The following is a 13483-nucleotide window of genomic DNA, read 5'->3' on the forward strand; positions in this document are numbered from 1 at the left end:
TGCGATGAATAAATGAGCAATAGCAATTATAAAATTGCCCGATTTAAATCTAAATATTAATAACAAATAAAAGAACGGATACTCGTTTAAGGTCAATATTATTTCATGCGTATGTGCTGGGGAATTGGTAAATAACCTGACGATTTGGAAACCGAAATATTGTTAAATTTAATATTAATTATCAATAGTATAAGCCTAAGCCTGTGAGCTTGCTTGAAACGCAGCGTTGATTATTTCAGCATCAAAGCACTTAAGTGAAAGATTAAGTATTCTGACGTTTAATTTTTGGCAGAATTAGCGTAGCTGATAGGGCATTATGCAATAAGTGCAGCGATTTTGATGCTAGATATATTATCTGCTATTAACAAAAATGCATGATGATTAAACGAAGAAAAAATTGCAGGTAAAAAATTATTGCCTGTTTTTATTGTTTTAATGAATCAAAGAGCTTCTGAATTTCAATACGGAGTTGTTCGCCTTGTGTTCATAAAACTCAATGGCATTGCAACCTCGTATGGCTGTTTTACTCAAAAGCTAGTAGTGAGTTTTTGTGGAACTCACTACTGGTATCATTGCATAATGATCTTCTTGGTTTTAAATACCTTCAGGCTTGAAAGTCAAAAAATATGGTTTATGTACTTTCAGTTGCGTTAACTAAATCAGCATAATGTTCACCAAGTCGCGTTACAGTTTCTGGACCTGCTGCTTGATTAAATTTCACCATGTTAGGTGCAAAGGTTGTTACAACGGTAGAGCCGAGTTTAAAGCGACCCATTTCAGCACCTTTTTCTAATGTAATAGCACCAACGCCATCTGTGGGGTAGTGCCAGCGAAATACATCTTTACCTGCCGGAGGTGTAATAGTGCCTGCCCAAACTGTTTCAATACTGGCAACAATTGTTGCACCGACAAGCACCATTGCCATAGCACCATGTTCGGTATCAAAAATAGCGACAACACGTTCATTACGAGCAAATAAATTAGGCACATTATTAGCCGTTAATGGGTTAACAGAAAATAAATCGCCCGGTACATAAATCATTTCACGCAATGTACCTGTAATTGGCATGTGAATGCGGTGATAATCTTTCGGGGCAAGGTAAATACATGAAAATTCACCATCTTGAAAAGGTGCCGCTGTTGCTTTGTCGCCACCAAGTAAGGTTTCTAAGCTGTAATTAAAGCCTTTTGCTTGAATAAGTTGTCCTTGCTCAATAGGGCCTTGTTGACTGATAGCACCATCAACAGGATAACAAACCGTATTTTCATCTGTGATAAAAGTTCGAGCGCCATCTTCTAGTTCACGAGTAAAAAAATCGTTAAAGGTTTTAAAGTCAGTAGCATCTTTTAACTTAGCTTCAGCCATATTAATATCATAGGCTTTAATAAATGAACTAATTGCTTTAGTTGTTAACCAACCGGCTTCTGCGGCGGCAAACTTGCCTACTAATCGAGATATTGCATGCTTTGGCATTATGTACTGCAGAGCAATTTTAATTTTATTCATTAACACTTTTTTTTCCTTAATCTATTTATTATCTATTTTAATCATTAAAGCGCGAGGTTAGGGTGTTATCACCTAAGCTGGCTAATATTTTTTGGAAACTAGCTAAACGCTCAGGAAATATTTTTCCTTCTTCTTTTGCCGCTACTAGCGCACAACCGGGATCGTTCTGATGTTTGCAGTCGCGAAATTTACACGTACCTAGGTATTCGTCAAACTCGATAAAGCCATTACTGACCTGCTCGGGTGATAAATGCCATAAACCAAATTCTCTTATACCTGGCGAGTCAATTAAATCACCGCCCTGTTCAAAGTGATATAATCTAGCAACCGTTGTAGTGTGCTGACCAAGCCCTGAGTTTTCAGAGACAACTTTAGTCATTACCTCTAACTCTGGCATTAAAGTATTAGTTAAGGTTGACTTGCCTACGCCAGATTGCCCAACAAATACACTAGTATGTTGGCTAAGCTGTAGCTTTAAATCTGCAATGCCTTCGCCGGTTTCGTTACTCACGTAAGTGACTTGATAACCAATATTTCTGTATATGTTTAACTGCTTTTCAATGGCTTCGCGATTACTATCATCAAGTAAGTCGACTTTATTTAAGAGGATAACCGGCGTTATGCCTGTTTGCTCGGCAGCAACTAAATAGCGATCGATAATATCTGCATTAAAAGCAGGCAATACAGAAGATACAATTAATATTTGACTAATGTTGGCAGCAATAGGTTTAACACCATCATAAACATCAGGGCGACTAAGTACTGACTTTCGCTCATGAACGGCTTCTATAACGCCAGAAATACTATGCTGTGTTTCTTTACCTCTACGCCAAAGCACTTTGTCGCCACAGACTAATGAGGTAATACTGCGACGTAAGTTACAACGGAAAATTACGCTGTCGCTGCTTTCAACATCGGCATGTTGACCAAAGCGGCTGATAACGGTGCCCGTTTCAGCAGCGGCGAGTTCGTCATCTTGCCACTGCACTTTTTCAGTCGATTTACGTAACTTCTTACTTTGATTGGCTTTGATTTGCCGTGCTTGACCTTTGGTCAGTTTTTTGGCTTTAGCCACAAGTTAGTCTCATTTATATGTTATCTCAGCATTTGTGTTTTAATCGGATAGGGTTACCGAAAAATAATTTTAATCATGCCACATTCTGACGTATTATATACTCAAGCATTATATAAATGCATGTGTAATTGCGCCTTTTGCAGACACTACGCTGAGTAGGTGGTTTAGTCATAGGCGCTAACTTGATAAAAGGTAACTCACCTAGGGATAACAATGAGCGTGAATGATAGCAATTTAATTTGGTTAGATTTAGAAATGACCGGTCTTGAGCCTAAGACTGATGTTATTTTAGAAATTGCGACAATAATTACTGACAGTCAACTGAATGTATTAGCCGAAGGCCCCGTGTTTGCTATTCATCAAAGTGATGAAGTTTTGAATAATATGAATGAATGGTGTATCGACCATCATGGTCAATCAGGTTTAACTCAAAGGTGTCGGGAAAGTAAAATCAGCCTTGAACAAGCTAGTGCTGAAACGTTAGCATTTATAAAGCATTACGTTACCCAAGGTAAGTCACCTATGTGTGGTAATAGTATTGGGCAAGACAGGCGATTTATTAACAAATACATGCCAGAGTTTGAAGATTACTTTCACTATCGTAATATCGATGTAAGCACCATAAAAGAGTTAGCGCGTCGTTGGAAGCCTGAAGTATTAGATAAAGTGGTAAAAACAGGTGCACACTTAGCGATGGATGATATCCGTGAATCTATAGCAGAGTTAAAAGTTTACCAAGAACACTTTTTTCAACTTTAAAAGTTAAAACAAAGCTAAGCCTGATTTGTTCGAACACTTTACTGATAACTGGTTTTTTTTGCCTTGATATGATTGATATTTTCGGTGTTTTTGCCAAGCTTACATTGCATTAAGCTTGGCAAAAAACGATTGATTCTTAATAATTGCTTTTTATAGCCGAACTTTCGTTTGACTGGAAATTCGCAAGAAAAATTACAGTAAACCGAAATTTTGTCCGACTATTTCGGTATTTTCAACCAATACTGGCCAGTACAAAGGTTACTTTTTAGGCTTTTCAGATAGCCATAGTCTAATTTCGCCATCAACAACAACAGTGCCGTGGGTGTCTAATGCTCTAACGGCAACACTAACGTCGCCCACTTGCCATTGCTCCGCATTGATTTTCGCTTCTGCTGTGATATCTGTTGTAGATTTAGCGAGGTAATTAACATCCATGCCTTTTGGCAGCCAACGTAAATTTTTAGGTATTGAAGCTTCTGTCATAGCACCCATTGCCATTTCTAATGCGTTACAAATCGCAATAGCATGTACAGTACCTATGTGGTTTTGAACAGGCTTGCGCTTAGGTAATAGCACCTGACAAAAATTCTCTTCTAAGGTCAAAATTGTTGGCTTAATCGATTTAAAATAGGGGGCTTGAGAAGCAAACACTTTACTAAATAGTGTGCGTCCAAATGGGTACTTAAGAAATTTTTCTTGTAATTTTAGTAGATAGTTTGTTTGACTCATACTGGTCCAATCTCTTTTGAAATTTCGGTAAGTTGGCATCTTACCGTATTTTTTTGGTGATGTTTATCTTGTTTTAAGCAAATATTTATTATCGTTATTACACTTCAAATATTAAGGAATATTCAGCAATACATTGAATTATTAATGGGCGAATGCCTGAACTAGGTTGAAATGGGAATAATATGTTTTACTTTAAAGTTAGCTCGTAGTTTGTGTTAAATGAGTTGCTGTATTGAACGATTAGTGAGAATTTAATACCTTAAATGCACTATTTGCAGGCGCTGTATTGATGAATTCATGATGCCATTTAGTATTAATCGTTGCTAATTAACGTTAAATCCATACACTGTTATCTAGCCAAACCATTTCACTTAGATGTTAACTTCTCGAACAGGTTTGTCTTTATAAGTTACCCATTAGTATTTGACCTGTTAGGATATTCTTCGTTCATGGATTCAACATTACCGCTATATCGCCAACTTACCAGTAGACTATTGCTATTATTTTTAAGTTTTATGGTGCTATTTTCAGTCGGATTTTATTTTTACTTACAATATGAGCAAGACCTAACGCAATTAAAGCACCAACAACTGCCAGCAATTGAGGAATTTAATCAACATCAGCAACTATTAATTCAAAGTGATCGCATTTTGTATGGGATTCTTAATAGTAAATACGCTAATACTCTTGCTAATGACTATTTGATTTTACAGGAAAATATCAAAAGTATATCTGATGTAAACCGCAAAAACAGAAGGCTACTCGAGCAATTTATGATGAGGTTAAAGGCACAATCAGTAAATGTGTCTCTGTTAACTGAGAATGAGCGACGAAACCTACAGCTTAAAGATAATGTTATTATTCAGTTAACTCTCATTACTGATAATTTAGCGAGCTTAATTAGCGAACAGTCAGATGAACAAGAAACCTTAAACCGTCAAATTAACGAAGAGAAATCTTCAAACCGTATCTTGGTAAACCGAGTTAAAGCCTATAGTCGTTTGCTAACGAAAATAAAAATAAACCACGAATTACATCAAAGCCTTATCGATACATTAGTTATGTTTAATCAGCTTGATTTACAATACGACTTAGCTGATTTTGATTACACAACACTAAAAGCACAACGTAATATAAATGATTGGTTAGATAACGCTGCCACTGGCGTCTCTAGAAGTTCAAATGAAAATGCCTTAATGGAGCAAGTTTTAGTCCTTAACGCCTTATTATTTAACGAGCAAAATACTTTAGCAAAATGGCGTGGACAATTGCGCATGGCGATTGATTTACAAACCGAACTAAGCAAGCAAAAAATTGAACTTGCACCGCTACTTAATAAAATACTAGTTGTACAACCGATTAAGTCCTCAATAATTGAACAAAAAATATTATCTTGGTTAGCGTTAGTTAATGTTAGTTTTCAGCCTAAATATTATATATGGCTTATTACGACTACCTTTTTAATCATTGGCATTATTTTTATTATTTTACTCATTAGTTTACGCAAAAAAATAAAACATGCAGGTTTACAAGGAATAGCCGTTATTGATGAATTAGTAACGACGGGAGAAGTGTTAACGCAAGTACCTGTACAAGAAATTAATACTATAATCAGTAAAGTAGAGCAGCTTTCCAAACCTTTACATTCAGAGAGTGATTTTCAACTTCAGCAGCAACAATTTAAGACACATAGCGCATTAATGACGCGCCATACCGGCAATGTTTATTGGCAATTACCGCTAACTTCAAAAAAACTTAAACGAAAATTAACGGTATTATTAGCGGTTAAAGCCAGCGATAAACACTGGCGTCACTTTTTCAGTCGTGCAGACGTTCGCTTGATTTTAGCTAGTGCGAGAGCGGCTAAAAATAATCAGCGTGTTGAAAAAATAAATTTAACCAGTAATCAAGAAAAAGCGGTCGCGATAAGCATTGAGTATATCGATAGTACTTGGTGCGGTAGCATACAAAATATAGAAGAGTACCGATTACTTAAAGATGAAAACGTACAGCTGCATCAACAAGTTAAACAACAGAACCAAATAAACAAGCTTGCTGTCATTGCCAGTAGTGAAGATGTGTTAGACATCACGAGTAACATTATGGCTCAACAACAACTGTCGTTAACTCCAGGTGATCAAGGCTATGTTTATCAGCAATTGCAGCAGTTAACTCATTTGAGTGAACAGCAAAGAACTTGTGCGCAGTTGCGTTGTGATGATTTTCTTTTGTCGTTATCAACCGTATCACTAGTGAATGAAGTCAATACAGCAATAGCGAATGCTAGCTTTGGTCAAGCGCATAATAATAACCATGTTTTTGTCAATATGGATGAAAATTTAGCGAATTTAGTTACACTAGAAAGTGAATTGTTCCAGGCTATGCTCACCACAATATGCCAAAAAATGCTTACAGAGCAACATATGTCAGTGCTTGATATAGACTTAAGTGTAATCGATGTAAACAGCGCTCAACAGATTGTTCGTATTAGCTTTACTTTAAAGAAAGCATCACAATTACAACCGTTACAAGAGGTTATTAATACATTAGCATTTAACGAAGAATTCAATGCAAATCAAAACAACATTACCGATAATTATTTAAAAGATTTACAGTTAATATTTAATGTTAACAATAAGGTATGTCAATCGCTTGATGAAGGCGGTAAATTCTCATTCGATATGCCGTTTGCCATTGCTGAAGACTTACATCAAAAAAATAACGATAAAATAATTAAGCTTTCAAAGCGTTCATTACTGGTAATCGCGACTGAAAAAGCTAATCGAGAACGAATTTGCCAAGCGTTAAGTAAAAGCAAAGCTGTTATTGAAACTATGCAAGATATGGTGTTATTTCAGCGGCAAATTAGTATTAAGCATCTGACTCAAAACCCTGTTGACGTTATTATTTTGTCTGCTGAAGTTTACCTAACAGACTATGATTTAATTACTCAGCATATGGCTAGTTTACCTAATAAGATGCAGCCTAAAATATTAGTTATACAACCATATCACTGCGAAATGCTACAAAGAACAGGTTTATTTTCATCATGTAACTTACCCTGGTTCAGTGAAACACTTATTGCTGAGGTTCAGCAGTTACTCCAAAGCGACAGCAAAATTAATTTAGTTGTTGAACCTGAAATTTTCGCACCTTACCGATTTGTACCTAACCAAGTAGAAGTTTTAGTTGGCATAGCTGAAACGAAAAGCAAGCAACTTTTAATTCGAACACTACACTGGCTTGGCTTGCAAGTTACCTTAGTGTCTCGGCCTGAACAGCTTGAACGGTTGTGGCAATCGGGACGATTCTTGTTGGTAATTTCTGAGTTTTCAGATTTTAATATGGTTGTTAATAACAATGTCAGCGCTCAGCGTGGCATATTTATTTTAAATCAACATCTAGCTAAAAAAACCGATGTTATACACAGCAATAATGTATCTCATACTTTTAATAGTAATTACGACGTTAAGTATTTAGCACCAGTGCTAGACTTTCAAAAACTTACCGAGCAGTTATCACCTTGGCTGATCTCAGGCTTAGGTGTAAATGCAAGTTCAGAGCAGCAAACACCAGTAACATCGGGTAAAGATATTAACGCTGCAAAGATGAATACATCAGCAAAGGCAATGCCTTTGGCACCAGCAACAAACAAGGCAGACATAGAGCAGTTATTGTCTATTGAGTTAGATAACAAGCTGGAACAGGTAAGCGAAATAACGAGCAATGCTTTTGATTTAAATCAATATGCACAGAATCAAGGTTCTGCTGAGCTTGCCGCCTTTATGTTAGACGACTATTTAACCGAGATTACGGATTATAGCCAAGAATTTGTTACAGCAATTGATCAACAAAATATTGATTTGGCTAAACAAAAGCTAGTGTTATTAGTTAAATTAGCTAAAGTTATTGCAGCTAAACCTTTAATAACGCAATGTGATGAGCTGAGCAAAACACTAAATAATGATGATGGTCAGGCTGATGTGTCAGCTAAACTCGATAGCGAGGTTCATCAGAAAATACACCACCTAAAGCAATGTATAGTAGAATTAACTGAGTTCGCAGAAACAATATGAATGTAAAATATCACCAGCCAACAGAAGCCGTTGCTAGCCCTTGTGTTCGTAATTGTTGTTTGAATCAGGAAGATGTTTGCTTAGGCTGCTTTCGTCACATAGATGAAATTATGGCGTGGAGTAAACTCGATGACAAGGCAAAGAAAAACGTACTAAACTTATGCGAGCAACGTCAGCAGCTTATTAAAAAATAGCAATGCTAGGCCCATAGTCATTAGGTATAAAATGGAAGAAGTCGATAAAAATACATTAGCACAGCTCGATCAACTCAATGTGCTGATTATTGATGATAACTTACTCGTTCATAGTATTTTGAAAGAGAGTTTATTCGCGTTAGGCATTAAAGAAGTACGTTGTGCACAAAATGCATATTACGGGCTTAGGTTGTGTGATGAAATGCATTTTCATATCATAATTTGTGCTTTTAATGTAAAAAGTGACAAAGACGGATTTCATCTTTTAGAAGAGCTAAAATTTAAAGGTCATGTGACTAAAACCACAGTATTAATATTTTTAAGTACTGAAACTAATGAATCATTGGTTAATTCTATTATTGAGCTACAACCTGATGATTTTTGGACTAAGCCGTTAGCAATAAAGAAAGTACGCAGTCGTTTTATTGCCATACTGAAGGTTAAGCAGGTGTTGTTTAATATTAACAACGCGATTGACAAAAAATCTTACGCTAAAGCGCTTTATTTCGCCGAACGTCATCTAAAAAATGAAAAGCTCGCATTTTATCATCCTAATATTAACCGCATTATTGGCGAGTCTTACCTAGCTTTACGTGAGTTTGCAGAAGCAGAAAAATTTTATTTTCAACTTTTTAAGCAGTATAAATATTCTTGGGTTTACCTAGGTTATGCCAAAGCCTTATTAAAACAAGGCCGTTTAGAAGAAATTAGCGATATGCTAAAAACCTTGATAGATAAACCAGAAACTCGGTTTGGTGCTCACGATATGATGGCGCAGTATTTCATTGAGCAAGAAGATTACGAACAAGCCTACGAAGAAATAAAAAAAGCCATGGCGCTTGCTCCTAGAAATATAGAGCGTAATAAAAAATCATGGGATTTAGCACGTTTAACTCATGATCATAAAGGCCAGTATGTGGCGACCAAAAATATTGCACAACAAGCTAAAAACTCGATTCATGATTCTCCCGAGCTATTACTTAATGTTATTAGGTCAAGTATTGATCTCGCTTGTGCAACGCCAGATGAAAGCGCTAATGATTTGTTGCAACAAACCGATCGATATATCAGGCAATTTGAGCACGATTTACACGACGCTAACCTATTTAAACAGCAATTAATTGTTGTTAAAGCTCGGCTGCATAATGTTCGCAACGAACGTGATAAAGCCACCAAGTTAGTTGAAAATCATATGTCGCTTCAGCCAACTAGCGTTGTAGAAGATAACCTAGATCGGGTAAAAGTATTACATGAACTTGGTATGCGTGAAGATGCCATTGATTTACTTGCTGCGATAAATAAGCAAATTGCAGGTGACTCGTTAAATAGCCAAGTGGTTAGGCGTTACATAGCGCAAGAAACTCAGCAACGTGAAGAAATACATTTTACCGCTAAAGAACTTAACAGCATGGCTGTTGAGCATTTTCAGAAGAATCGATTATTGCCAGCACTTGACGCTATAAAACAAGCATTAACGCTCAGCCCTAACAATACAAAACTCCTGTTTAGTGAATTAAAAATATTAATAAAAATTAAACAAGAAGAGCAAGGTACGTCGGAGCATGAGGAGGCCACAGAAAAAATTATTGCTGAACTACATGCCGCTAACCTTGAGGGGAAAAGCCGAGCTACTTTTGAAGACTTATTGCTGAAATGGCAAAAAGCTAAAGAACAAGACTAACTACTTTAAACCAAGTTTAAGTTATTCATAGCAGGTTTAAGCCATTAATATCCATGTAATATGCTATGCATCCCGTGGCATACCTTTTTCTACAGAGCGAATGAGTCGAGCGGTTAATCTAACATTTTTGTCTTGAACTAGTGTTTTTTGTTTTAAAGATTGCTGCGCTAACGCCCACTCAATATGCTCTGCCACCATAGTTTCAGCATTAACTAATGCGGATGTTAACGCATGAACATTATCTAGAGAAAAATTGGCATTACCCAAAGCAACGGCGATATTACGTTGCCAGCATTGAAAACCAATACGTCGAATTGGAGAGCCTTCTGTTTTACTGAGAAAAGTGGCTTCATCCCAAGCAAATAAAGTTAATAAGTCGATGTTATCTAAGTTTTGTCGCGGTTTAAAATCATCTTCACTGCCAAGCTTGGCAAATTTATTCCATGGGCAAATTAGCTGACAATCATCACAACCATAAATTCTATTACCAATTAATGCTCGAAACTCTTCCGGAATTGCATCTCGTAATTCAATCGTAAGATAAGAGATGCAGCGCCTAGCATCTACAACATAAGGTTCAACTATTGCTTGAGTTGGGCAAATTTTTATACACGCCACACAGGCTCCGCAGTCATTTTCTGCTTGCATATCTGCAATCAAAGGAATATCAACCAATAACTCACCGAGAAAAAACCATGAACCCGCTTGTTTGTTGATCAGTAATGTATGTTTACCCACCCAACCCAAACCGGCTTTTTCGGCTAGAGGCCTTTCTAATATCGGGGCAGAATCAACAAATGGGCGATAATTAAAGTTTTCACAGTGAGCGCTAATTTTTTCACCTAATTGTTTTAGGCGTTTGCGCATTAATTTGTGATAGTCACGACCTAGCGCATAACGACTAATGTAGGCATGATCTCTATTTTTTAATATACGCGCAAACTTAGCATCCGTAGGTAAGTAGTCCATACGTACGCTAATTACGCTAAGCGTACCTTCAACTAACTCTTTTGCTCTAGCGCGCATTAAGCCATGACGCGCCATATAATCCATGTCGCCGTGATAATTGTTTTCTAACCATCGCGTTAATGCTGCTTCATGATCAGATAAATCTACATCACTAATACCCACTTGGGAAAAGCCAAGGTCTTGTCCCCAATGTTTAATTTGTGTGGATAATTCTTGATAATTAATAACAGGTAAGGTCATGGCTATGGAATATAAAAAAGATATAGATGATGCATAATGTGCGACAAGGTTAACACATCACGATTATAAGGTTAATTGAAGTAAAGCTCATAATAAAAATACTTATTAATTATGGTGAGTATTAATTAGTACAAGTTTACCTTTTAGGTAATTACAAAGCGCTAGGTTGAGTTATAAGAAAAATTTTACGCTTTCAAGTGCTGATACTGTATTCAATGCGTTGCAGCTGATATTATTATCATCTCTTACGGTACAGCTTGCATAGAAAATAGTAGACTATAGCATTAAATTTGAACTGCTAAATAATGGTAATTGTGCAGTAGATAAGATACTTTAGAACGACTAACGAAACGATGAATAATATAGTGACAAAACAAACGTTTATATTAGCCGATGAAATGGCAACAATTGCTTTAGGCAAAAAAATAGCAAATCTTGTAAAAACAGCACTTAAACAAGGCATTATTGTTTTTTTAAATGGTGATTTAGGGGCAGGAAAAACCACGTTAACTCGTGGCTTTGTGCAAGGAATGGGGCATATTGGTAATGTTAAAAGCCCAACTTACACTTTAGTTGAGCCTTATGATCTACAAGATTGGCAAGTGTATCATTTTGACTTATACCGCTTAGCTGACCCAGAAGAACTAGAATATATGGGCATTCGAGATTACTTTAACAGCAACTGTTGTAGCTTTATCGAGTGGCCTGAAAAAGGCCAAGGTATGCTACCAGTAGCCGATATGATTATTGATTTAGCTTACCTTGATGAACAACGTCAAGTTGCGTTACAAGCTAAGACCCCATTAGGCGAACAACTAATATCACTTTTGGCCAGATAGCATTAACGATAGAAAGCATTAACGATAAATAATATTAATGAGCTTGCTCCAAGAACAATAGTATTCAAAAAGAAATACACAAGGGAATAAATTCGATGCACTTAAGCCGTATTGTAAAAAACGCTGTACTTATGCTTTGGCTAGTCTATGCAGCAACGGTTAACGCAAACAATAGCATTGATAGTGTTCGGATATGGCCGGCGCCAGAAAATACCCGGGTTGTTTTTGATCTGAGTAACAAACCAGATTTTAAATACTTTTCTTTAAAGTCACCGCAACGTTTAGTGATTGATTTTAAAAATAGCACCAATAATGCTGATTTAATGTCAGCAATTAAAGCCGATCGTCGCGTACAAAAAATTCGCACTAGCCGATCAAAACAAAAAGGCACCACGCGTTTGGTCTTGGAGTTAGCTGAAGATTACAGAGTGTCGGTATTTCCCTTAGCACCGGCAGGGCAATACAGTGATCGTTTAGTTATTGATCTTTACGACAAAAGTAGCCACCCAATTACCACTCATGATAACAGTAAAGGTAAACGCGATATCGTTATTGCTATTGTTGCTGGTCATGGCGGTGAAGATCCTGGTTCAATTGGCGCTTCAGGTACTTATGAAAAGCATGTTACCTTAAAAATATCTCAAAAATTGGCTAATTTAATTAACAGCAAGCAAGGGCTAAAAGCGGTGATGATCCGCAGCGGCGATTATTATGTTGATCATAACCGTAAAACAGAGCTTGCCAGAAAGTCGAAAGCAGATTTACTTATTTCCATTCATGCCGATGCATTTACCTCCCCACAACCTAGCGGTGCTTCTGTATTAGTGCAAGCGACTCGGCGCGCAGATTCTGAGTTTTCGCGCTGGATTCAAAACCGAGAAAAAAACTCTGAGCTACTTGGCGGTGCCGGTGAAACCATTAGAAGCACTAAAGATAATAACTTAGCTATTGCGCTTGGTGATATGAAAAAAGAATACACCATGGCGAGCAGTTACGACTTTGCTGAACATGTAGTTAAACAATTGAAAAAAGTAACTAAATTACACAAGCACAAACCTGAGCGTTTAAGTTTAGCGGTATTAAAGTCGTCTGATATCCCTTCTGTACTTATAGAAACGGGCTTTATTTCTAATCATCAAGAAGAACGACGTTTAAATAACAGTAATCATCAGCAAAAACTTGCTAACGCGATATATATTGCCGTTGATGATTATTTTTCTCGTAACCCACCTGACGGCACTTTAATGGCGGCAACGCGAGTGCGCGAGCACAAGGTTAGTCGAGGCGAGTCGCTATCGGTTGTTGCACAGCGTTACAAAGTTTCAATTAGACAATTAAAATCTGCCAACAACCTCAAATCCAATGTGGTTAGAATTGGTCAAACACTCAAAATACCACAGGCAGACTAACGCTC

10 protein-coding genes are annotated in these 13483 nt (G+C 36.9%); 6 read left to right on the plus strand and 4 right to left on the minus strand.

The window, feature by feature from the left end; genetic code table 11:
- Positions 1 to 631: 631 nt before the first annotated feature.
- Positions 632 to 1507, minus strand: coding sequence for an archaetidylserine decarboxylase (gene asd, locus AC27H3_RS11910; protein WP_487106480.1), 876 nt, complete (start codon positions 1505 to 1507; stop codon positions 632 to 634).
- Between the two features lie 37 nt (positions 1508 to 1544).
- Complete coding sequence (rsgA, locus tag AC27H3_RS11915; RefSeq protein WP_487106482.1) at positions 1545 to 2582, minus strand: small ribosomal subunit biogenesis GTPase RsgA; 1038 nt, start codon at positions 2580 to 2582, stop codon at positions 1545 to 1547.
- 213 nt (positions 2583 to 2795) lie between these two features.
- On the opposite strand from rsgA, the gene orn reads away from it, so the two are divergent.
- Positions 2796 to 3341 (plus strand): oligoribonuclease, encoded by a 546-nt coding sequence (gene orn / locus AC27H3_RS11920; RefSeq protein WP_085306033.1) that lies wholly within the window; start codon positions 2796 to 2798, stop codon positions 3339 to 3341.
- A gap of 258 nt (positions 3342 to 3599) precedes the next feature.
- Here orn and AC27H3_RS11925 read toward each other — a convergent pair whose 3' ends face one another.
- Positions 3600 to 4070 (minus strand): hotdog fold domain-containing protein, encoded by a 471-nt coding sequence (locus tag AC27H3_RS11925; protein WP_487106484.1) that lies wholly within the window; start codon positions 4068 to 4070, stop codon positions 3600 to 3602.
- 449 nt (positions 4071 to 4519) lie between these two features.
- On the opposite strand from AC27H3_RS11925, the gene AC27H3_RS11930 reads away from it, so the two are divergent.
- From AC27H3_RS11930 to AC27H3_RS11940, 3 genes are read left to right on the plus strand one after another with little or no spacing between them, the layout of a single operon-like run.
- A complete protein-coding gene (locus AC27H3_RS11930) occupies positions 4520 to 8146 on the plus strand; it encodes a hypothetical protein (protein ID WP_487106486.1) in 3627 nt (1208 codons plus the stop codon).
- A complete protein-coding gene (locus AC27H3_RS11935; protein ID WP_487106488.1) occupies positions 8143 to 8340 on the plus strand; it encodes a DUF1289 domain-containing protein in 198 nt (65 codons plus the stop codon). Before AC27H3_RS11930 ends, AC27H3_RS11935 begins: the two co-directional genes overlap by 4 nt.
- A 31-nt stretch (positions 8341 to 8371) precedes the next feature.
- Positions 8372 to 10021 carry a response regulator gene (locus AC27H3_RS11940; RefSeq protein ID WP_487106490.1) on the plus strand — a complete coding sequence of 550 codons (1650 nt, stop codon included), beginning with the start codon at positions 8372 to 8374 and terminating at the stop codon, positions 10019 to 10021.
- 63 nt (positions 10022 to 10084) lie between these two features.
- On the opposite strand, the gene queG is transcribed toward AC27H3_RS11940, so the two are convergent.
- Complete coding sequence (queG, locus tag AC27H3_RS11945) at positions 10085 to 11230, minus strand: tRNA epoxyqueuosine(34) reductase QueG (protein WP_487106492.1); 1146 nt, start codon at positions 11228 to 11230, stop codon at positions 10085 to 10087.
- A 398-nt stretch (positions 11231 to 11628) separates the two neighbouring features.
- Between queG and tsaE the strand changes: the two genes are divergently transcribed.
- Together tsaE and AC27H3_RS11955 are read left to right on the plus strand one after the other, a co-directional pair.
- Entirely contained in the window at positions 11629 to 12069 is a 441-nt protein-coding gene (gene tsaE / locus AC27H3_RS11950; protein WP_487106577.1) for a tRNA (adenosine(37)-N6)-threonylcarbamoyltransferase complex ATPase subunit type 1 TsaE, read from the plus strand.
- Between the two features lie 95 nt (positions 12070 to 12164).
- Positions 12165 to 13478, plus strand: coding sequence for an N-acetylmuramoyl-L-alanine amidase (locus AC27H3_RS11955; RefSeq protein WP_487106494.1), 1314 nt, complete (start codon positions 12165 to 12167; stop codon positions 13476 to 13478).
- Positions 13479 to 13483: the final 5 nt, after the last annotated feature.

The sequence above is a fragment of the Colwellia sp. NW0002-52-1 genome, assembly GCF_057550865.1.

Coding starts and splice junctions, on each gene's coding strand:
- AC27H3_RS11925 (WP_487106484.1), bottom strand. CDS start 4,070: ATGAGTCAAACAAACTATCTACTAAAATTACAAGAAAAATTTCTTAAG.
- orn (WP_085306033.1), top strand. CDS start 2,796: ATGAGCGTGAATGATAGCAATTTAATTTGGTTAGATTTAGAAATGACC.
- AC27H3_RS11955 (WP_487106494.1), top strand. CDS start 12,165: ATGCACTTAAGCCGTATTGTAAAAAACGCTGTACTTATGCTTTGGCTA.
- tsaE (WP_487106577.1), top strand. CDS start 11,629: ATGGCAACAATTGCTTTAGGCAAAAAAATAGCAAATCTTGTAAAAACA.
- AC27H3_RS11935 (WP_487106488.1), top strand. CDS start 8,143: ATGAATGTAAAATATCACCAGCCAACAGAAGCCGTTGCTAGCCCTTGT.
- AC27H3_RS11940 (WP_487106490.1), top strand. CDS start 8,372: ATGGAAGAAGTCGATAAAAATACATTAGCACAGCTCGATCAACTCAAT.
- asd (WP_487106480.1), bottom strand. CDS start 1,507: ATGAATAAAATTAAAATTGCTCTGCAGTACATAATGCCAAAGCATGCA.
- queG (WP_487106492.1), bottom strand. CDS start 11,230: ATGACCTTACCTGTTATTAATTATCAAGAATTATCCACACAAATTAAA.
- AC27H3_RS11930 (WP_487106486.1), top strand. CDS start 4,520: ATGGATTCAACATTACCGCTATATCGCCAACTTACCAGTAGACTATTG.